This is a genomic window from Spirosoma aureum, from assembly GCF_011604685.1.
GTDB classification, from domain to species: Bacteria; Bacteroidota; Bacteroidia; order Cytophagales; family Spirosomataceae; genus Spirosoma; species Spirosoma aureum.
Map to the genome: position 1 here is coordinate 7,699,429 of NZ_CP050063.1, position 20,557 is coordinate 7,719,985.

Annotated in this window: 17 protein-coding genes, 1 tRNA gene and 1 pseudogene; 8 read left to right on the forward strand and 11 right to left on the reverse strand. The window is 46.6% G+C overall.

Annotation, left to right across the window (positions count from 1 at the left end; translation table 11 throughout):
• Positions 1-9 precede the first annotated feature (9 nt).
• The 3 genes from G8759_RS30785 to G8759_RS30795 form a co-directional block, all read right to left on the reverse strand.
• On the reverse strand, positions 10-2,430 hold the full coding sequence (locus G8759_RS30785) for a peptidase domain-containing ABC transporter (RefSeq protein ID WP_167216873.1): 2,421 nt from the start codon (positions 2,428-2,430) through the stop codon (positions 10-12).
• 260 nt (positions 2,431-2,690) lie between these two features.
• Positions 2,691-3,800, reverse strand: a complete 1,110-nt coding sequence (locus G8759_RS30790; RefSeq protein ID WP_167216875.1) for a TlpA disulfide reductase family protein — start codon at positions 3,798-3,800, stop codon at positions 2,691-2,693.
• A 951-nt stretch (positions 3,801-4,751) separates the two neighbouring features.
• Positions 4,752-6,374: a vitamin K epoxide reductase family protein gene (locus tag G8759_RS30795; protein ID WP_167216877.1), complete on the reverse strand. Its 1,623-nt coding sequence runs from the start codon at positions 6,372-6,374 to the stop codon at positions 4,752-4,754.
• Between the two features lie 317 nt (positions 6,375-6,691).
• Here G8759_RS30795 and G8759_RS30800 point away from each other — a divergent pair, with 317 nt between their 5' ends.
• Together G8759_RS30800 and G8759_RS30805 are read left to right on the forward strand one after the other, a co-directional pair.
• The gene (locus G8759_RS30800) at positions 6,692-7,093 is read left to right on the forward strand and encodes a helix-turn-helix domain-containing protein (protein WP_167216879.1); all 402 of its coding nucleotides are present in this window, start codon (positions 6,692-6,694) and stop codon (positions 7,091-7,093) included.
• Positions 7,094-7,216: 123 nt separating this feature from the next.
• On the forward strand, positions 7,217-8,503 hold the full coding sequence (locus G8759_RS30805) for a Gfo/Idh/MocA family protein (protein ID WP_167216881.1): 1,287 nt from the start codon (positions 7,217-7,219) through the stop codon (positions 8,501-8,503).
• A gap of 32 nt (positions 8,504-8,535) precedes the next feature.
• Here G8759_RS30805 and G8759_RS30810 read toward each other — a convergent pair whose 3' ends face one another.
• The 5 genes from G8759_RS30810 to G8759_RS30830 all read right to left on the reverse strand — a co-directional run bounded on the left by G8759_RS30810 (position 8,536) and on the right by G8759_RS30830 (position 12,830).
• Positions 8,536-9,684 carry a chromate transporter gene (locus G8759_RS30810; RefSeq protein WP_167216883.1) on the reverse strand — a complete coding sequence of 383 codons (1,149 nt, stop codon included), beginning with the start codon at positions 9,682-9,684 and terminating at the stop codon, positions 8,536-8,538.
• Between the two features lie 8 nt (positions 9,685-9,692).
• A complete protein-coding gene (locus G8759_RS30815) occupies positions 9,693-10,658 on the reverse strand; it encodes a DUF1259 domain-containing protein (protein WP_167216885.1) in 966 nt (321 codons plus the stop codon).
• A gap of 41 nt (positions 10,659-10,699) precedes the next feature.
• Positions 10,700-11,257: a hypothetical protein gene (locus G8759_RS30820; protein WP_232074010.1), complete on the reverse strand. Its 558-nt coding sequence runs from the start codon at positions 11,255-11,257 to the stop codon at positions 10,700-10,702.
• A 65-nt stretch (positions 11,258-11,322) separates the two neighbouring features.
• Positions 11,323-12,174: a chromate resistance protein ChrB domain-containing protein gene (locus G8759_RS30825; RefSeq protein ID WP_167216887.1), complete on the reverse strand. Its 852-nt coding sequence runs from the start codon at positions 12,172-12,174 to the stop codon at positions 11,323-11,325.
• A 359-nt stretch (positions 12,175-12,533) separates the two neighbouring features.
• Positions 12,534-12,830 (reverse strand): WYL domain-containing protein, encoded by a 297-nt coding sequence (locus G8759_RS30830; RefSeq protein WP_167216889.1) that lies wholly within the window; start codon positions 12,828-12,830, stop codon positions 12,534-12,536.
• Between the two features lie 27 nt (positions 12,831-12,857).
• Here G8759_RS30830 and G8759_RS36085 point away from each other — a divergent pair, with 27 nt between their 5' ends.
• From G8759_RS36085 to G8759_RS36095, 3 genes are all read left to right on the forward strand, one after another.
• Positions 12,858-13,109: an IS110 family transposase gene (locus tag G8759_RS36085; protein WP_232074011.1), complete on the forward strand. Its 252-nt coding sequence runs from the start codon at positions 12,858-12,860 to the stop codon at positions 13,107-13,109.
• Between the two features lie 110 nt (positions 13,110-13,219).
• Positions 13,220-13,531, forward strand: coding sequence for a hypothetical protein (locus G8759_RS36090; RefSeq protein ID WP_232074012.1), 312 nt, complete (start codon positions 13,220-13,222; stop codon positions 13,529-13,531).
• A complete protein-coding gene (locus G8759_RS36095; RefSeq protein WP_232074013.1) occupies positions 13,518-13,811 on the forward strand; it encodes an IS110 family transposase in 294 nt (97 codons plus the stop codon). The genes G8759_RS36090 and G8759_RS36095 overlap by 14 nt, the downstream gene beginning before the upstream one ends.
• A 789-nt stretch (positions 13,812-14,600) precedes the next feature.
• Here the strand turns inward: G8759_RS36095 and G8759_RS30840 are convergent.
• The 3 genes and pseudogenes from G8759_RS30840 to G8759_RS30850 form a co-directional block, all read right to left on the reverse strand.
• Positions 14,601-14,672, reverse strand: a tRNA-Arg gene (locus G8759_RS30840).
• A 60-nt stretch (positions 14,673-14,732) separates the two neighbouring features.
• On the reverse strand, positions 14,733-16,013 hold the full coding sequence (hflX, locus tag G8759_RS30845) for a GTPase HflX (RefSeq protein WP_167216891.1): 1,281 nt from the start codon (positions 16,011-16,013) through the stop codon (positions 14,733-14,735).
• A gap of 247 nt (positions 16,014-16,260) precedes the next feature.
• Positions 16,261-17,645: pseudogene (locus G8759_RS30850) on the reverse strand (MATE family efflux transporter).
• Between the two features lie 350 nt (positions 17,646-17,995).
• Here G8759_RS30850 and G8759_RS30855 point away from each other — a divergent pair.
• The 3 genes from G8759_RS30855 (at position 17,996) to G8759_RS30865 (ending at position 20,424) form a co-directional block, all read left to right on the forward strand.
• Positions 17,996-18,796: a Nif3-like dinuclear metal center hexameric protein gene (locus G8759_RS30855; RefSeq protein WP_167216893.1), complete on the forward strand. Its 801-nt coding sequence runs from the start codon at positions 17,996-17,998 to the stop codon at positions 18,794-18,796.
• A gap of 114 nt (positions 18,797-18,910) precedes the next feature.
• Complete coding sequence (locus G8759_RS30860; RefSeq protein ID WP_167216895.1) at positions 18,911-19,564, forward strand: DUF305 domain-containing protein; 654 nt, start codon at positions 18,911-18,913, stop codon at positions 19,562-19,564.
• Between the two features lie 68 nt (positions 19,565-19,632).
• Positions 19,633-20,424, forward strand: coding sequence for a bacteriorhodopsin (locus G8759_RS30865; RefSeq protein WP_167216897.1), 792 nt, complete (start codon positions 19,633-19,635; stop codon positions 20,422-20,424).
• The last annotated feature ends 133 nt before the right edge of the window (positions 20,425-20,557 follow it).

The window sequence follows — 20,557 nt, forward strand, 5'->3', positions numbered from 1 at the left end:
CTGAAAACACTACATACCTAGTTCCAGTTGATTCTTCACCAATTGCCAATAGCTTCCTTGCTTGGCAACGAGCATGGCATGAGTACCTATTTCCGTGATTTTCCCCTTATCCAACACAACAATCTGATCGGCATGACGAACCGTACTGAGTCGATGCGCAACGACTACTACTGTTCGTGGCCGTCCCGTATGATCACGAAAAAATGCATCCAGATTCTGCACAATCACGGCTTCGTTATTAGCATCTAGTGAATTAGTGGCTTCGTCGAAAAAGAGATAAGCAGGGTCTTTGTAAACCGCTCGGGCAATCAAAATTCGCTGTCGCTGACCCTGGCTGATGCCACTACCCTCTGCACCAATTTTTGTATGCAGACCCGATGGCAATGAATCAACAAACTCTCGCAGATTGGCAACCTGTATGGCGTGCTCTAATTTTCGTGCATCAATTCGGTCTACTCCCACAGCAATATTCCGGGCAATGGTATCGGAAAAGATAAAACCGTCCTGCATAACCGCTCCGCATTGACTTCGCCAGAACGTATGACTTATACTTTTAAGCGGAATGCCACCCAGTGAGATGCCATTGCCCAATCGAATTTCGCCTTTGTTCGGTTCGTAGAACCGTAGCAAAAGTTTCAGTAATGTCGTTTTACCACTACCGCTCATACCAACGATGGCCGTTGTTTTCCCCTTAGGAATCAATAGATCAATGCCTTGCAAAACAGGTTCGTTACCAGCACCCATATACTGGAATGATACATTTTTCAGATGCAACCCAACTGACTCAGGTATGGACGTCAGGAAAACGTGCTCAGCCGGTTCTTCATCGGCAAGCGTATGAATTTCGTTAAGCCGTTCAAGGCTAATTTTGGCATCCTGGAAACTTTGGACGAAGCCAATCAGTTGCTCAATGGGGCTGTTTAGCTGACCAATTAGTTGCTGCATGGCCAGCATACCTCCCAGCGACAACTGACCGTTGATGACGGCTTGAGCAGCCAGAAATGTGATGAAAATATTCTTGCCTTCGTTAATGGTAAACGCCCCGGCCTGCTGGTACTGACTCAGGGCCAACCCACGCATTTGCAAGCGAAACAGCCTTGCCTGTAATCGCTCCCACGCCCAGCGCATCGGTCGTTCAGCACCGGCCAGCTTGATTTCCTGCATACCCTGAATCAGTTGCACCAGCCTACTCTGGTTCTTGGCGGATATATCGAACCGCTTAAAATCCAGTTTCCGGCGCTGGTGCAGAAATAGCACCACCCAGCCAACATAGAGGAGACTCGACACCACGAAAATGCTAAAAATGCTGAGGTTATACATGGCCAGCACTGCGCCGAAAATGACGAGGTTGACCATCGAAAACAGCACCGAAATCGTTTGACTGGTCAGGAAGCTTTCGATCCGATGATGGTCGCCGATGCGCTGCATGAGATCGCCGAACTGTTTACTGTCGAAATAAGAGACGGGCAAGCGCATCAATTTGATCAGAAAATCAGACAGGATGCTCAGGTTAACGCGGGTGCTGATGTGCAATAGAATCCAGCTTCGGATAAACTCGACCGACAGCCGCCCAGCCATCAGCATGAGTTGCGCACCCAATACCAAATATATGAAGGGAATATTCTGCGTATTGACGCCCACATCCACAACCGACTGAGTCAGAAACGGGAATAACAATTGCAACCCACTGCCGACAGCCAGCCCCAGCGCAAGTTGTACCAACAACCCTTTGTACTGCCATAAGTAGCCAAAGACCCGCTCGAAATTGTAAGCATTTGTCCGCTCGTCATCCTGTTCAAAAAAACCTGGAGTTGGTTCGAGCAGCAATACGACACCCTCACGCTCCTCACTTGTTTGCGACGATAACCAATGGTCACAAAACTCCTCGACCGAATAAGCGACTAACCCTTTGGCCGGGTCAGCTATATAAACTGTGCCTTTGGTTGCGAAGGGAAAGGAGTGCGGGGCAGGATTTTGTCTAAACTGTTCCCTCTCAGCCCATCCAGTAGGCGAAATCATAACGTCGCCCTTATCGATCCTGAAATCGTGCATGAACGGTTTAGGCAATACGTCATTATCAATTCCTTTGATGGCCTTCCGGCCACCTTTAATACGGTTCATCCACCCTCCACTAGCTTTCTTAACGTCATAGACTACAACAAAGTGGTTCTGATCCCAGTGTACAATGAAGGGCAAAGGTGCCTCCGTGGCTAATTTTTCGAACGAAACCTTGACGCCCATCGTCCGAAACCCAATGGCTTCAGCGGCTTCCGAAATACCCAGCAACGATACGCCCTCCTTGCCAATCTGAGATTTCTCCCGCAGTGTTTGCACTGTATAGGAACGGCCATAATGCTTGGCTACCATGCGCAGGCAGGTTGGGCCGCAATCCATTTGGTCGAGTTGAGTAAAGTGCGTGAACGGCCTCATATGAAAAGTGATTGTTGCAAAGGTCTCATAGATACTCGCTCAAGCAACTATTCCGTCAAAAAACGAGTATTTTGTCTAACTAAAATAACGGCTAAAACTCTTCAAATAAGCGGGTTAAGAAATTTTGCAACTGCCACGAAAGTTACATAACTGCCCTGTGAATAGTGTAATTTATTATAGCAGCTTAATTGTATTTAATAATTGTAAGTATACTTATCTTTACCTAAATCGAACTTAGCACAATCCAAACGGATTAATTATTAAGGCTTGTCTGCAAGAATTTCAGCTAATTTTTTTCCTAAATCTTCACCCCGTATGTTTTTCGCAACGATTTTCCCATCAGGATCGATCAAGAAGTTTTGGGGAATTAACCGAATAGCGTATTGCTTCGCTACTTCGCTGTCCCAATGTTTTAGATCAGATACTTGTGTCCAGTCAAGTTGGTCTTTATGAATGGCTTTCAGCCAGGCTTCTTTACCATTAGGCCGATCCAGCGAAACGCCCAGTACCGTAAAGTTTTTGTCTTTGTACTGCTTGAAATTCTTAACTAAATTCGGATTTTCAGCCCGGCAGGGACCGCACCAACTCGCCCAAAAATCAACCAGCACGTATTTCCCCCGGAAGCTACTCAAGGATATGGCTTTCCCCGAAGTATCAGGTTGCGTAAACTCAGGGGCCATTGCCCCAACCGAAGTGGCTTGAAGTAGAGCCAGCGTTTTAGCGTAATCTTTGCCGGTTTTGCTGGTTTTAATAGCCTCCGAGAGACTGCTGAACATCGGTTCCACTTTAGAAACTTCTGGAGCAAACCAATCTGTATATTGTTTCAGGACATACAGACTCAGCATAGAAGTTGGGTGTTCTTGAATAAACTGCGCTTTAATTTTATTCTGCTGGGCAAAAATGGCTTCGTTCCGCTTCTCGAAACGCCCTTTAAATTCCTTCTCTTTTTTCTGTTCTGGCGTAGCTGCCTGATATTGCTTCTCTAATAGCGCCATCTGGTCATCAGTTGGCTTGAGCTTTTTTTTCAACTTCTGATTATCGATGTTCATCGGTGATCCGCCAACAACAGCGTTTTGAATGGAGTCAGGACTAGTCACAGAAATAGTGCCGGGTTCGAGATAGAACCGGATGGATGACTTGTCAATAAATAGCCACGCATGTTGGGGTTCATCGACGCTTCCTGTGATGGTAAATCTCCCGTTCTGAATCAGGGAGGAATCCGTATGTCCTGTATTTCCCACTATATATCGCACATAAGCTTTGGCTGCTGGTTTAACCTTCCCTAATCTTCCTTCAATCGTGTAAACGTTACTTTGAGCCCAGACCAACGCTGGACTTACGAACAATGAAATCAGTAGAAAAGGCTTCATAAGCGTTTCATTTATTGGTTATGACTTTTAGAAGAATATGAAGTTTGCTTATTATTGGTACTGATGGAGGTTCCACCTATTTATTATCTGGGATAACAACTGAAATGATTTAAGAACTACTTTGCGGCAAGGAAAATCGATCAGCATTTCGTTGGAATTTCATGTCAGTTGTATTTTTGAGTATGAGGCTATTTAAACGTTCCGTTTTCATCCAAACCATGCGTTTGTTTAGTCATGCTGAGGCCCGAAGCATCTGTTTCGGCCGGCCGGTTAAAGTCGGCTCATAGACAGTTTATTAGCAGACCACAGCATGGCAAAAAACAGCTAATTCACCACCGTTTTTAAACGCTTAAACAGTTTCTAAGTAAATACTTGAGAGGTGGGCTTAAATAGAAACCTATGTATGTTCAAGTGTTGATAACCAAATCAATCCAATCACAGACACGGTTTCTATTTAAGCCCACCTCTCAATTCACTTAACTACACGAGCCATATTGTTTGCCGTCAGGTGAGCTACAACTTGTGCAACCAGATCCGCAGTCTGATTTCTCAAAACACGCACCGGCCGGGCAACCATCGAGGAGACCTCCAGTCACTTTCTTCATTTTTTCTTTAGAAAGTATTTTGTTTGCAAATTTTGACATTACATGTTTCATACCGTAATTGTTTAAAGGTTAAAAATTAATTTATATGATTTGAACAATTCAAATCCAACTTTCATAAGCCAAGTCGTTTCAAAACGCCTTGGGTCACTGGTACATTATCAAAAAACACTACTTCAAGCATAGTACTGGCCAACAACTGTTCGACAGAATGCATGCTAATTAGAAATTGTCAATAGCGAGCTAGTGTCTAAATAGGCATAGTGTAATCCTGTTCTTGAGGTAGATGATACAAACCAACTATGGAATAGTAGTGCCTTATTTAAGTCACTATAAAAAAGAACAGTCTTCATAATAACGCGATGGATTCATTTACATCACTTGAAAGTAGCCAAGTGATGTCCCCAATGTGGTAGTAGCCGGGAAAGCGAAAATTATTAAGGAACGAAGTAGGTGTAAAGGTGATCTGAGCTGTCCGGCACCAACGTCCATGCTCTAGTGCTACTTGCAAAGTATTTTCCAAATTGGCAGGGAACTTGGAGGCCCACCTTTCATAATTGTGTTGCGGTTGACTAAACCAAGCTGTTAGCGCATCGTCAACTAACGACGAGTCTAGTGCCAATAGATGTTGAGCAAGCTTAGTTATTCTGTCATTGCTATTTTCTGAAGTATAAAAAACAACACGAACTCCTATATTAGAATTTCGACTAAGGAGGCCACTTATTTCTTTGTGCTTACGAGCGCAAGGGCTACAGTATGGATTAGTTACTATCGTTAGAATATTTTTCGCATTTGGATTACCCAGCACAATCGGGTGTAAATCGGCAGAAATCGGCTGCATCTCCGGTTGCTGCAATAGCAGCGCCCGGAACAAATCAGGATTACGTTTAAATTGCATTAGCTCGTTATGGTCCTGGCGGCTTTTGGGAAGATGAGCTAATAATGGCTTTAGGATTACCCACGCCAGTGTTGGCAATAAGAACGTAATCAGTATGAGCAGATAAGGCTGTACAAAATCAGGCAATGCATTTAACTGAATAGCCGCCAGCATTCCCTCTACTAATAAAACTGCCTGTACTGCCAGACACAACGAACACCATTGCCGAATGACGCGAGCCTGATAATAGACCGAAAACAGGGTATAGGGCAACGCCAGCCACGCCAAACCGGACAGCAATGGGCGGACAGCAGGCTGGAAACCTATAATTAAAACTGTAATCAAGCCACCTGCAAAATAGAGCAACCCAACATCGGTCCAACTGAGCCACCCCCACAGCTTGGCGGCTGGGGAGTTAAGTACATCATCGCAATTGGTTTTGGCATTAATACTACATAGACGGTCGGCCAGGGCATTTTTACTGCCCAACTGTTTAGCTACCAACAAACCGCTGAGTAGCAAACCCGTTGACTTTGTAGCCAGCAGGAACCAGTCCGTTGCTTTAAGGTCCTTCGCTACGCTCAGGATGATGACAAAAAAAATAAGCAGTGAGCCAACCAACGCAAACGGGCCGCGTAATTCATTAAGGACTTCCCGTTTACGATGGGCACTATAGTCGGATTCACCAGACTGTTCGTTTGTTTCGGCCAACAACACTATACCCGACCAGTTCTTTTCAAAGTCAGTCAATAAATCGCTCTTACGTCCCTGGGTATTGTCACTATATGTAATTCGGTTGCCTGTTAAAGCAGTCACTAATACATACCAACCACCATTCTTATGGAGGTGTGCAACAAAAGGTACTGGTAATTCACGGAGTTGCTCGGTCGTATTGAGTTGGAGGGCTGTATTGTCAATATGCCAATCGGTAAGCAGGTCACTTAAACTAAGCAAGCTAGGAAAGTCAGGATGTTGCGAGAGTTCTTCCTGAACAGTTGCACGCGTCACTTTTGCACCTAGCTCCTTCACCAGGGCGTAAAGTGTTGCCGTTGCATTTTCGTCGGTAGTATTTGATAGCGTGTCGAATAAAGCCATTTCACGAGCTATTGTCGGATTGGTCGGTCGGTCGTTGCCGCCACTCCGCACCGAAGCGATAGCTCAAAGATGTAGCCTACATCGGCTCATTGTTATGCGTTTTTTATGCTTTTTTATGCCATTTTATGCTTTTATAATCCTACTTATACCGTTAAATAAATTGTTTACTCATAAATAGGCATCTACCACCTACTGCCTATATCACTGATTATCAATATATTAAATTTGAAAATTTCTATCAGAAAAAAAAGTATCCAAAAATATATATTTCATTACTTATGTCGTTATTTATCGTCATACCCAACAAATTCATCGTCTTGAATCTACTTCTTCATACCATTATGGGATTAGCAGAGAACATCAAGCAATACCGCAATGATCATCACATCAAACAGGAGTATGTAGCCGATAAAATCAATGTCCATCAAACGACCTATCATCGGATTGAAAACAATAACGAGCGTTGCGCCAAACGATTGCCTGAGATTGCCAATGCGCTGGAAACTACTCCCGACGTACTCAAAAACTACCACATAACGAATTGCCCAAAGCCAGAACTTCCCGAAACCGTTGAGACACTTCTGGCAGAAAAAGAGACTTTAATCGAAAACTTACATATTGAAAATACATTTCTCAAGCATTATACAACTTATCTGCACAGCGTCTGGAATGAATATTGTCTGGGGTATAACAGAGAGCAGCCGGTATTGAACAAATGATTTGAAAATCGCCCGTAACTGGCAGTTGTGTAATCTCAGCACCGCGTTTACAGTAGAATTTTGACACCTTATTTCTTCAGGTAAAGAACCGACTCGTTTGCGATACAAACCTGCCTACTCTACATGAAGACCTTTCAACCGACTCGCCGGGATTTCCTGAAACAAAGCAGCGCGGCTGCGCTGAGTTTAGCTGTCTTCCCTAAACTGAAACGCAAAGTTGCCCCCAGCGATCGGGTGCGCGTAGCCCACATCGGCCTGAACGGTATGGGAACCAATCACCTGAACTGGTTTGCCAATCTACCCGAAGTTGACGTCGTTGGACTGTGCGATCTGGACGAGACGCATCTGGCCAAAGCCCTGGATACGCTCAAAAAAGTACACCCTGACACGACGGCCAAAACCTACTCCGATTTTCGTCATCTGCTCGACCGCTCCGATATCGACGCTATTACCTGCGCTACCCCCGACCACTGGCACGCCCAGGTTGCCATCATGGCGTTTCAGGCCGGCAAAGACGTTTATGGCGAAAAACCCCTCTCCTACAGCGTCCGCGAAGGGCAGAAAATGCTCAAAGCCCTTAATCGATATGACCGCATTTTTCAGCTAGGTACGCAGATTCACGCGGGCGACAACTACCACCGCGTTGTAGAAATCATTCAGAGTGGGACCATTGGCAAGGTACATACCGTTCGGCTCTGGAAAACCGGATTTCCGCCCGTGCTGGGACCGGCCAACTATCAGGCACCACCGTCTACATTGAACTGGGATATGTGGCAGGGGCCCGCTCCCGTCTCGCTGTATACGCCGGAACGGTGTCATTTTACGTATCGCTACTTTCTGGATTATTCAGGTGGTGTGTTTCAGGATTTCTGGTGTCACATAGCCGATGTCGTGTGGTGGGCCATCAATCCGACTGGCCTGAAGCGTATTTCTGCAAAGGGCGAAGCACCCGAAGGTATTGGCGACGCGCCCAAATGGATCGATATTGATTATGAGTTCGACGGACTGAAACTTCATTGGACCAGCACACCACCTAATGTGCCAGGGGCTGAAAAACGTGGTATCGGAGCTTATTTTGAGGGCGAGAAAGGCACACTGCTTTGCGATTACAACACCCGCGAAATCACGATCAATGGGGTCATTATGAGCGATATCGCCGAAGTCCCTATCACCCTTGAACGGTCGCCGGGGCATCAGCAAAATTTCATCAATTCAGTAAAATCACGCAAGCAACCGGAGTCTAATCTGGCCTATGCCCGCCAAATGACAATGCCCATGCATCTCGGCCTGATCTCGTACCGGCTTGGTCAGCCACTGGAGTGGAATCCCCGCAAAGAAAAATTCAGGCATAATTCCGAAGCCAATGCCATGTTGTTCAGGGAATACCGGAAAGAATGGGATTTGATATGAAGTCTGAACCAGCAGAAGGTATATCGAAATTCCTACAACGCCTGACGCAACAGAACTCCAAGAATGGCCGCTGCGGCAATCACACCCAGTTCGGGTAGTTTTTTGAATCGGTACAGGAGTAATATGGTTACGAGTGCAATGCCAATCGCAGGCAGATCGATAAGTTGCCGACGGGCCAGCACAACGACGGCTCCGGCAATAGCTCCTACAGCGGCAATGGTTACGCCATCGACAAACGCCTTGATGCCCGGATGTTTACCATACTTTTTGAAGTAGGGAGCCGGTAAAACTGTCAGCAGATAACAGGGTAGAAATGTAGCCAGTGCCGCCACAACCGCACCCCAAAAACCGGCTACCAGATAGCCGATAAACGCAACGGTAATGACAACAGGACCAGGGGTAATCATGGCCACCGCAACGGCATCTAAAAACTGCTGTTCGGTCAGCCAGCCGTATTCTTTGACAACACCACCATACAGAAATGGAACGATAGCCAACCCACTACCGAACACAAAAGCCCCAGCTTTGGCGAAGAAAATAGCCAGTTTCCATAAAATCGAATCAGTGGGTATTGCCAACACCTGAGTCAGAACGGGAGCCCAGACGTTGCCGGTTCGCCCAGGTAGACTGTAGGGCGATGCCTTTACAAACCAGTATAGAATGCCTGAACCAACTACTAGCCACAATAACTCCGATTCCATAACGACCGTTGTAACCGCCGAGACAATAAACAGCCCCCAGCTTAGCCCATCTTTTGCGACAGTTTTATTGGCGAGTTTATACGTTCCAATGGCAATAAGCCCAATAACAGCTGAGCCAACGCCATAAAACATGGCCTGCATCCAGGGCAATCCGCCAAAGTGTACATATGCCCAGCCTAACGCCAGTACCATCAAAAAAGAAGGCAATACGAAGGCCACCCCAACAATCGTAGCGCCCAGAATCCCATAGTGCACATAGCCAAGATAAATGGCCAACTGGGCTGCTAATGGCCCCGGAGCTAATTGCGCCAGCGCTACACCTTCCCGATAATCAGTTTCATCAATCCATCTCCGATCCTGAACCAGGTCGCGGTACATAGCGCTCACCAAGGCGGGAGGACCGCCGAAACCAAATGTGCCTAGCTTCAGAAAATAGACCGTAAGTTGTCGGCGTGTATAAGCAGTTGTCGGGATAACCATTGCTTTGTTTAATGCTTCATAGCTGGTGTTCCTTTACCAAGTTGATCAAGTGCTGCCCGAAAGCCACGCGCCAGATCGGTGGCAGGGCCACGACCGTAGTAATGTAAAAACACCGTTCGTGGTTGGTCACCCAGCATATGGTGGTGGAGTGCAACCACTTCCAGGTTATTCTTCCGTAAGATTTTTACGACTGAATTCACTTCACTTTCGAGCATAGCAATGTCGCCTGCTATATGGGCGCCAGACTGCTGACCCGCAAACGACGCCCAGGAATTTAATCCGATAGCCGCAGTCATTTCTGCACCCATCGCCGTAATCTGCACATCATCGCGGCCTACAGTATATTTATAGGTGGGTCCGTTTACTACTCCTTTATGTTTCACAATCTCATCCAAAGCAGGCAAATCAAACAATTCCTTACCCGTTTGGGAAGCTGTTGCTGATTGGGTTCCGTTGGGCTGATTGGCCGGAAAAAGTTTCGTACGTTGAATAGCCTGTGCGTACTTTTTTGCCAGATTGCTCACATCGCCCATACCGTGCAGGTGCATGTAAAAAATGCGGGGCTGTTCGTAAAAAAAGTGATTGTGAATAGCACCAATCTCCAGCCCGGCAGCGTGAACCGCATCAATCAACGGGTTCACCTCTTCTTCGAGTAGAACCGTATCGCTCATCATAACAGTCTGCTTTCCGTCGAGTGTTTTCTTGAAAGCAACCCATCCACCGAAGCCAAACGGAATAGGAACAGGTTCACCTTTTAGGGTCACTTTCAGATCCATACGTGGTAAGGGGACTGAGTAGGTAGCCTGAGCTTCGTTGTAAGTTCCTTTTTTCCCCAGTGCAGTTGCAATGACGTCCTGTTCTTCCGCCGACAATGCAGGGGTAGGCCCAATGAGTAACGCATCGGTACCGGAAGTCGAACAAATGGGAATGGCACCTGCTACGATCGCCGTTTGCAGAAAATTTCTTCGTTTCATAGACATGGCAGAAAGGTTAAGTCGACAACGAATATGCATTTTTAAAACGCAATACCAAACTGAAACCCAACGGCGGCTGAAGCAGAGCGGTCATTACCAAACCGAACGGGTATGGGTATGGCTACGAAATAAGAACTGTCTTTATTCCGCTTTACAACTTTGTTAAATACAGGGGTAACGCCATAGCGCCCGTTTGTTTCAAAAGCCAGTCGACCCGCAAACGTGAACCCGTTTCCTAAACCAAGCAGTATACCGGGGTGAAACAACACATTACTAACCCGACTGACATGGTTTTCTGCACGGATAATGGGGACAATCTCGGCCGAAAAGCCCACTCGATCGGTCTTCCACAGGTTCAGCCCGATCGGAAATCCGACGACGTAATAATCAGAAAAATTAGTCTCGCTGCCATTGCCATCAATGGTAACCAACGGGTGAAGTATGCCCAGATAACCAGCCATTCGGGGTGGAGTTGGTACGGTGGTCTGCGCACTAACATCTATTGGCCATATCCCGATCAGTAGCCAGAATAAAAACTGAACAGATATTCTTTTAGGGGATGAATCAGGCCCCGAACCAAGGGAGTAACGTCGTTGCATATCGTAATCGGAAACAATTTCCACTACAATGCTACAGGCGTCTTTGCGCGAAAAATAGAATAGAATTAACCTTTTGTATCTGCTTTACCTTTTAGCCAGCTTTTTCGGTACTCGGAGGGGTTTAGCCCAATCTGTTTCTTAAAAATCCGGTTAAAATGACTCTGATCAGAGAATCCAGTCAGGTAAGCTATTTCAGACAATGTGTAAGCAGTTGATTCAAGTAACTGAAGCGATTTTTCGATACGAAGTTTACGGATGTATTCGCCAAATGACAGATTATCGAAATACCGCGAGAACTCTCGCGACAGATAGGCGGGATTGACCGACAGATTTTCCGATAAGCCTTTCAGGCTCAACGACAGGTTTGTATCAATCTGATCCTGAATCATTTCCCGAAGCTCCTTTACCCAGACAGGTGCTTTTTTCTTCGGTTTTTCGTAGGTATGAAGTACCTGTAGCAATAGCTTTTCTGTCGGGCTTTGCGTGTGCTTCTGGCGTTGTAGGTATTTTGCCCAACTATAAAGTGCATCATATAAAATCATTCCCTGTGCCAGTAATTCATGATCGTCACGGATGTTGAAAGCCATACCTGCCGAAATGGCCCAAAGTCCAGCAGCCTGCGAAGCCAGCAAATGATCATCAATGTCGGCGCCCCGAACAATGGGAGCTATTATCTGTAGGGCCGGATCTATTAGCGCGTACTTCTCCAGGAAATAATCAAATGTGCAGCGGCCTTCGTAATGCGTATATTCTACTCCCGGAATGTCGAATGGCGTCGCGTCTAACTCCTGCGCTTTCATTTGTACCTGCGATTCCTGTACGAAAATAATTTCGGCTTCCGGGTCAATAAATCTACGGATCAGCCAGGGGCAGGCAAGCCGGTCAATTTTAGGACGTTCACGGGTAATCCAGCGCATAAAAAGCCGTTTTTGATTTTAAACGGCTAAATTACCAAATGCCATTGCATTACAAACTACTACCTAAAACGGGTGTTAATATATCCTTCTTACATAGAAATGTTAGGAAATAACATTTTGTTGTTAGGTACAACAAAAAAGCACTCAACATAAAATGTTAAGTGCTTAAAATTCCATGTGATCCCGAAGCGACTCGAACGCTTGACCGTCTGCTTAGAAAGCGTACCTTCCCTACTAAAGGATAGGCCGATCCGGTTCCTTGCGGAATCGCATGTGACTAAACTCTGGCAATTGCCGTTGCATGATATGGCGGATGTTGCCCGCAAATGGGCACTGCTGTGTTGCTATACGGGCCTGGATTACCACGACGGGTCAAGATCGCCCAGAAGCCGGCCCTCTAATCTGCCATCAGGTAGCCGAGTTGCTTTCTGCGTTGGGTGAATTTTCTTCGTTTCTACATACTTACTGCGTTCGGGACTGAAGTGCAACACTACGGAGACTGCTTCGTTGTCCGTTTTAGTTGTTCCAAGCAGGTTTTGGAAATAGGTTCGGCTGTTGAACGTTTTGGGGTAAACAAACTCCTCGGCAGTCTCTCGAAAACGATTGATCCTGTCGAGGGGCAGGTTTTGCGGATTAGCCCGATTGTACGTCGTCAAGTAAAAGTGGACAAATGCGGTGAAAAGGTGAAGAGACAACGTCAGTTAAAGCAACTACCTACCTGGAATCCAGCGGAAGCCCTATTCTGTATGGAGCACACAGGGATATACAACGCCCACTTACTAGATTTTTTGCATAAGCTACATGTACCTATCTGGTTAGAGAACAGCTTACAAATCAAGCAGTCAGGCGGTATGCAGCGGGGCAAAAATGACACCGTCGATGCTCAACGGATTGCGGAGTATGCCCGCGGTGGCGTACCACTATCGCTTTCGTGATCAGGTCCGCTTATGGGAACCACCTCGGTAGCTTATTCAGCAGTTAACGTTCTTAAGTGCTGCCCGCCAACGGCTTATTCAGGCGTATAATTTATTAGCTGGGCCACTCATTGAACAAGACCGGGCTGCCAGCGCAGTCATTTGTCAATCCCCTTTTACAAAAGCAACTTCAACGTAATAGCCGAAAGTCGTTGATGGCCCTTAAGGAAGAGCAAAAAGTAATTGATCACCAGATTCAGAGTCTTATCCAAGCTGATACTCGCCTTAAAGAACTCTTTAATTGGATCGTTTCTGTCCCAAGAATCGGTCCAGCGACAGCGACTGAAATCTTGGTGGTTACCAATGAAATGAAGGCCATCACTGATCCTAAGCAGATGGCGGCTTCGGCCGTCCGATTGCCATGCGGGCGTGGCTCCATTTGAATATCGCTCAGGCACTAGTATCCGGGGTAAGACCCGACTCAGTCACCAAGCTAGAAAACGGTTGAAAACCTTGTTTCGTCTAGGGGCTATGTCGGTTATTCAAATGAAGGGGGAGCTTCAGAGCTATTACCAACGTAAAGTAGGTGAGGATAAGAATAAGATGCTGGTGCTGAATGCCGTTCGTAACAATCGGACCGCCGAGCGGCTGATCCATCGGGTATACGCAGTTGTGCGTCGGGGCGAAAAATATAACAAAAATTATGTGTCACCGCTTGCATAGCCCATAGAAATCGGTGCGAACGATCAATAACGTACGCCCCGCCGATGCATACTGGGGCCGACAAGAACAAATCGTAGCCGAACGGAAAAAATCAAGTCGCACCGGAGCTAACGATGGCCCAACGGCGGAAAAGCGGCCCACCGCTGTGGTCATATTTTTCAGAAACTACAAATTGGTTAAAGGCATCTCTTCTCTTTTCGCCCGCATCTGTCCACTTTCGGTTGACGATATACAGTAATGGAAATAAAAGGGGAACTAAAAACGTTAGCGTCAATTATAATTGTACTAAACCGGGAAATTATATTGAATTAGATTATTAGATTGACGGAAAGTCAGTAAATTATCAAATTGCATTGACGCAAATACCAAGTAACTTGGCAAAAGGTCAAGTATGGTACTTTGTTTGTCCAATGACAGGGGAACGTTGCCGAACTCTATATTTAGCTGGAAAATATTATTTATCCCGTAAAGCTTTACAAGGGACATTGTACGAAAGTCAAACGTATTCAAAATACTATCGCTATCTAGATAAGACTTTTGAACCTGGATTAAAATCAGACAATCTCTACAATGAGATATATAAGCCTTATGCAAAGATGCATTACCGAAGTAAGCCTACGCCTAAAATGAGAAAAGTATTGCAAATGAAGAGGGCTTATGACTTGTCGAAAGGTAAAGTCCCTAAATCATTTAAAGTTTACTTTTTAGAATGTATATAATAATCTGTCAACAAATTTTAAAAATGCCTACACAAAATAATATTAATCAATGACTTATATAGACTTTTTGTGGTCTCGACGGGAATCGAACCCATATCAAACGTTTAGGAAACGTCTATTCTATCCGTTGAACTACGAGACCAAAAAAGGAGCGGTCATTCTGACCGCTCGTCTTTGTAAATACAAATTTGACGAAAATCCGTCAACCTGCCAAACCGTCGCCATATTCGGCCGATTCGGTTAGTGGTACATGCACCCAATTTGGGTAAATCTGGTAATGCTTCTCCATGACCAGATCATAAAGCAACTCCCGTAGCTCACCGACGTTCTCGCCAGTCTGTGCCGAAATGAAGGCCACATAGTCTGCCTTTTGGGCCAGATAGGTTTTCTTCAAATACTCCAGCGCCGTTTTTCGGCGCACAGCAACCGGAATGACAACTTCTTCGTGCAACAAGTCATCACTGAATTCGTCGTCCAACGAAGTGGTTTTCTCTGCCCATTCGTCTTTTGGTACAAATTGGTCCATTTTATTGAAAACCAGCACCATCGGTTTATCAGCGGCTTTAATATCGGCCAGCGTCGTATTCACGACCTCAATCTGCTCTTCAAAATTCGGATGTGATACATCCACCACGTGAACCAGAATATCGGCCTCACGTACCTCGTCCAACGTCGATTTAAACGACTCGATCAGCGTTGTCGGTAGTTTGCGGATAAACCCAACGGTATCTGTCAACAGGAACGGAATATTGCCAAGTGTTACCTTCCGAACCGTCGAATCGACCGTAGCAAAGAGCTTATTTTCGGCAAATACGTCCGTTTTAGCCATCGTTCGCATGAGCGTCGACTTACCAACGTTTGTGTAACCCACCAGCGCTACCCGCACCAGCCGGTCTCGTTCCTTCCGGCGCGTGACACTTTGTTTATCGATCTTGGCGAGTTTCTCTTTCAGAAACGCGATCCGGTCTTTTACAATCCGTCGGTCAGTTTCAAGTTCCTTCTCACCCGGCCCGCGCATTCCCGTGCCACCTTTCTGGCGGCTAAGGTGAGTCCACATTCGAGTCAGACGTGGATACAGATACTGATATTGGGCCAGTTCGACCTGAACACGCGACTGGGCCGTCTGCGCCCGCATCGAAAAAATATTCAGAATAAGCAGGCTCCGATCGAGGACTTTGATCTCCTTAAATTCAGCTTCCAGGTTACGCACCTGAGCAGGGGTCAGATCATCATCGAAAATGATGCTATCGACCGGATTAGCCAGAATAAAGGTCTGAATCTCTTCCAGTTTTCCCTTGCCCACAAAGGTCCGGGTATCGGGCCGATCGAGTTTTTGAGTAAATGATTTTATTGTTTTAACGCCCGACGTTTCGGCCAGGAACGCTAATTCGTCTATGTATTCTTTGGTTTGGTCGGCGGTTTGCTTTTGCGTAATCAGCGCGACCAACACAGCGGTTTCGGGTTGTTTATGAGTGTCGACCATGTAAATTCTTAAAGGTGATTAGGCGATTTATAGCTTATGAAAGAACGTATTTTCCAGGTACTATCAGGTCCGCAAACCCGATCCTGAAAAACTGCCCGCCAATGCGATGATCAATCCATCAGGTGTTATTAACCCAACCGGTTTCTTTCTGATAAGCTATAAGCCTGTAAATTATAACGGGCCATTTTGACTAAAAGTTTCGACAGCGAATCTGCCCGATCATTCTGCCGAAACCAACTGAATAGCATTACACTTGAACCATTTTCCAGTGTCCTCGTCGGAAAACCCAGATGGCAATTCCGGCCAACAATGTCTCGCTGATAGCTACCGACCAGAATACACCCTCAGGACCCCAGTTCAGTAGGTGAGCAAGCGTATAGGCAAGTGGAATTTCAACGACCCAAAAACAAAAAATGTTGATGATTGTTGGGGTACGGGTGTCGCCCGCGCCATTGAGCGACTGACTCAATACCATTCCATACGCCATAAACAGATAGCCCAGGCAGAATACGCGCAGGCATTCTACCGCAATGGCTACTACACGGACGTTGTTGTCGAACAAGCCAACTATGGGAGTGGCTCCCAGGAAGAAACCAACGCCAACGGCTGCTAAAAAGAGCATGTTGCAGAAAGCCGCCCGCCAGGCGGAGGTTTCGGCACGTTCGGGCTGATTAGCCCCCAGATTCTGTCCAACCAGCGTAGCAGCCGCATTGGCCATACCCCACGAAGGCAGAATTGTAAACACAATGATCCGAATGGCAATGGTATACCCAGCCACTACATCGCTACCAAAGGTCGATAAAATACGCGTCAGGAATATCCAGCTGGCCGAGCCAACCAGAAACTGGCTGGTCCCGCCAACGGCCAGACTGAGCAAATTTTTGATCAGGCTCATATCAGGTACAACATCCGAGCGCAGCACCTGGATTGCCCCTTTCACGCGCGTCAGGGCGTTTAATTGATATAGAACGCCCATCGTCCGACCAACGGTCGTTGCCACCGCCGACCCCATAACACCCAGTTCGGGAAAGGGCCCCAGTCCGAAAATAAATACCGGACATAGCACAATGTTGACGCCGTTGGCCAGCCACAGCGACCGCATCGCCACCGATGCATCGCCCGAACCGCGCAAACAGCCGCTCAGCGTATAGAGCAGCATGATGGCGGGCGCGCTGGCGAAAATCATCCGGGTGAATCCTACACCATTGCCAATAAGCTTTTCGTCGCCACCCATCAGCCGCAATATGTCTTCGGCAAAGACAAAACCGACCACGCCCATGAAGAGTCCTAATGCTGTTGACACCAGAATTACCTGCCCCACCACGGTACCTGCCCCCGGTGGTTCTCCTCCCCAACCCGGCGGGATACAAGGGCTGTGGCTGCTGTGCTGAGGCCAATAGCAATGGAGTATACAATGGTCAGTACCGATTCGGTAAGACCCACAGTAGCAATGGCTTCTGTACCGATTTTGGCGACAAAAAACACATCGACAACGGCAAACAACGACTCCATGACCATTTCCAGAATCATCGGAACCGACAGTAAAAAGATGGCCCGGTTGATACTACCGGACGTAAAATTGGTTTCTGTACCACGTAATGCGGCCAGGAATAACCGAAAAAATTTGGTCATTGGATCAAAAAGGCTATGCCGAAGTCACGATGACTACAGACAATGCATGAAGACTAGGAAAATGGAAACGATCGGCCCAGATGGGCGACAGGAACTTGAAGAAGAAAAAACCGCGTGGGTTTTTAAGCGAGGAACTTCATGGGCTTTTCGGGCCGCCGTAGCGGGCACATTTAGACCGCAAACTTACTACTTTATTTAGAACAAAGTCAAACGGGTTTGAGCAAACGGCAGATTAAAATAGTGAACAGGAACGCTTTTGCGGGGTTTATTTAGTTGACAACCTGATCATTAAATTTAACCTGCCTGTTGATGACAAGTAATTTATGTCAAAAATAGCAGGTATTTAGCGTATGAATAATCAATGGTGCAGCCTTAAGGAACTAGCTGATTTTCTGAAAAACGAATTTTCTATCGATCGTTATGATCCTAGTGAACAAGGCGGAATCTATCACCCTTCTGACCAGCCCGTTACGCGTTTGGGCCTGGTCCTCGAACCCTGGCCTGATTTGCCCGAATGGATTGCAGGTCATCAAATCGATGCGCTCTGGATCCATCGCCCGTGGAAGCTCGATACGATCAGAATGCCTCGGGATATTGGCATTTTATCGCATCATCTGCCGTTCGACGAAACACTGACAATGGGTTACAATCCCTTACTGGCCAGCCTAATGAGTAAACTTGGACAACCCGAACCCCTGGGATTCAGGCAGGCAACAGCTGACAATGGCGAATTGCTCCCCCAGCGCCCAATTGGTATGTTGTTCGATATTGTCGGACAGGAATTTGATGCCCTACTTCGGGAAGTTAACAGCCTCTTTGGCGGCTATGATAGAGCCGAAGCAGGCCGTTGCCCAACGGGAGCCCATACGATTAGTCGAATTGCGGTTGTGGGGGCGATGAATGAGCTTTTAATTCGGGAAGCTTACGACCGCGACGCTGATCTTTATTTGACCGGTCAATATAGAAAGCCAGCACAGCCGGCCGTAGATGATACGGGCATAGCCGTCATTTCCATTGGACACCTGCGGAGCGAAGAATGGGGTCTGCGGGCTCTGGCGGATCTATTACATGATCGATGGCCAACAATAGAGATAGTGATGCCTATAAGCGGGCAAACCGTTACGGTTATGAGTAATAACAATTCTGTCTAGCAACATGAAGAATGTGTTAAACCATTTTTGTCTTAGTTTGTCTTTAGTAAGGAGCTGCTTAACTTGGCAGCGTTTATCCAACTATCGTATCGTACTTATAATAAATCAAACACGATGAAAACCCTACACGCTAATATCTTCGTTTGGCTGCTGGCCAGCTCATTGGCTGGTGGCTCATTAGTCGCTTGTGCGCAGGCAACTACCGGCGCGGCTACGGCATCTACAGCAACGACTGACCCGGCTAAATCGCAATTGCTGCAACCAATGCGGCAAATGATGGATAAAATCAAGAAATTACAGCCAACGGGCGACCCCGACTTTGATTATGCATTCCAGACAAAGCTTCACACGCAGGGCGAACAGGATTTGTTGAAGCAGGAGATTCAGAATGGTAAAGATTCATCGTTGAAACAGATGGCCCAGACTTTATTAACGGCCACCCAAGGTGATGCGGCTCTGATCGACGAAACCCTGAAGCAGCTTAAGCCATCCCGCCCGAATCAGGCATTCACTCAGCAACAGAGTCGCAATGTACAGGCAATGGCGCTGAAACTCCAGCAGGGTGGTATTGAAGATAAGCTGACGAGTGATTTCGATAAAAACTTCGTTACTATTCTGCTCGATCACCGGCAGGATGCCATTGATCTGGCCAATACATATCTGCAATATGGAAAAAATGCAACGCTGAGAGATTACGCTCAGAAGCTGGTCACGAAAGCTCAGACCGAAATGACGCAGGCTAAAGCCGCATTACCCAAGCAGAACTAACCAATATTAAGTATAAGCGACAGTACTGCCGAATGAGCCTGTTCTCATTCTACAGTACTGTTTTTTTTATGAAGCTATCCGATACGTTTATTCCAACGGCAGGCGCTGTTGGCTTACTTCCCATGGTCACGTACTTCCTTTTGATGGTGACCATGTACGCTTTTCTGGGGAATTTTATATTTGCTCTATCGGCGCGCACCCGCGTCAGTTCCAGCTATCAGACATCGCAGACCCTTGTGGCTATTATTTCAGCCATAGCGGGCCTTTCCTACTTCTTCATACAAGGTTACTACCACGACCTGCTAGCCGAACTGACCACTCTTTCGGATGCAGAAAACCGGCAAACACTTATTCGGGAATCCTACAACGCCATTGGCCAATATCGGTACATGGAATGGGCCGTTACAACACCTTTGTTGCTGCTCAACATGGTATTAATGCTAAGAATCGACTTACGAAGTGTTAAGCGCCCGCTACTAATTATGCTGCTGGCTGATTTCTTTATGATTCTGGCAGGCTACATTGGCGAGCAACAACTTGCGTTCGACAACGAAATTCTGGTTGGCCCAAAATTACTCTGGGGCGGGGTTGCAGCGATTGGCTATGTTATGATTCCCGTTACCCTCCGCAAATTCTGGAAGCGGTTTGCAAGCCATGCCTTACCCCAGGAACAATGGGCTTATCGATTGATGGCTCTTAGTACTGTTACTTTCTGGGGTGTTTATCCAATCGGTTATATTCTGACGGTATTTAGTTTCGATACGAACTGGCTTCATATCGCCTTTTCACTTGCCGATCTCATTAATAAAATTGGCGTCGGGTTGGTTACCTATTGGGCAGGGAAAGAAACAGTTAAGTAGTTTTTCTGGCAGCCCGCTATTTTCTGTGGATAAAACCGCGGCACAGTTATGAGCGAAAATCTGGCAACAGACTGTATTTTTTTATATTGATCAGATCCGAATACGGATAGGGGTCAAAGCAAACCATCCACTC

Excerpts from the sequence above, each read along its gene's own strand:
- G8759_RS30810 (WP_167216883.1), bottom strand. The coding sequence starts at position 9,684 with ATGGTTATCCCGACAACTGCTTATACACGCCGACAACTTACGGTCTAT.
- G8759_RS30820 (WP_232074010.1), bottom strand. The coding sequence starts at position 11,257 with ATGCAACGACGTTACTCCCTTGGTTCGGGGCCTGATTCATCCCCTAAA.
- G8759_RS30815 (WP_167216885.1), bottom strand. The coding sequence starts at position 10,658 with ATGAAACGAAGAAATTTTCTGCAAACGGCGATCGTAGCAGGTGCCATT.
- G8759_RS30790 (WP_167216875.1), bottom strand. The coding sequence starts at position 3,800 with ATGAAGCCTTTTCTACTGATTTCATTGTTCGTAAGTCCAGCGTTGGTC.
- G8759_RS30860 (WP_167216895.1), top strand. The coding sequence starts at position 18,911 with ATGAAAACCCTACACGCTAATATCTTCGTTTGGCTGCTGGCCAGCTCA.
- G8759_RS30795 (WP_167216877.1), bottom strand. The coding sequence starts at position 6,374 with ATGGCTTTATTCGACACGCTATCAAATACTACCGACGAAAATGCAACG.
- G8759_RS30825 (WP_167216887.1), bottom strand. The coding sequence starts at position 12,174 with ATGCGCTGGATTACCCGTGAACGTCCTAAAATTGACCGGCTTGCCTGC.
- G8759_RS30805 (WP_167216881.1), top strand. The coding sequence starts at position 7,217 with ATGAAGACCTTTCAACCGACTCGCCGGGATTTCCTGAAACAAAGCAGC.
- G8759_RS30855 (WP_167216893.1), top strand. The coding sequence starts at position 17,996 with ATGAATAATCAATGGTGCAGCCTTAAGGAACTAGCTGATTTTCTGAAA.
- hflX (WP_167216891.1), bottom strand. The coding sequence starts at position 16,013 with ATGGTCGACACTCATAAACAACCCGAAACCGCTGTGTTGGTCGCGCTG.
- G8759_RS30785 (WP_167216873.1), bottom strand. The coding sequence starts at position 2,430 with ATGAGGCCGTTCACGCACTTTACTCAACTCGACCAAATGGATTGCGGC.
- G8759_RS30865 (WP_167216897.1), top strand. The coding sequence starts at position 19,633 with ATGAAGCTATCCGATACGTTTATTCCAACGGCAGGCGCTGTTGGCTTA.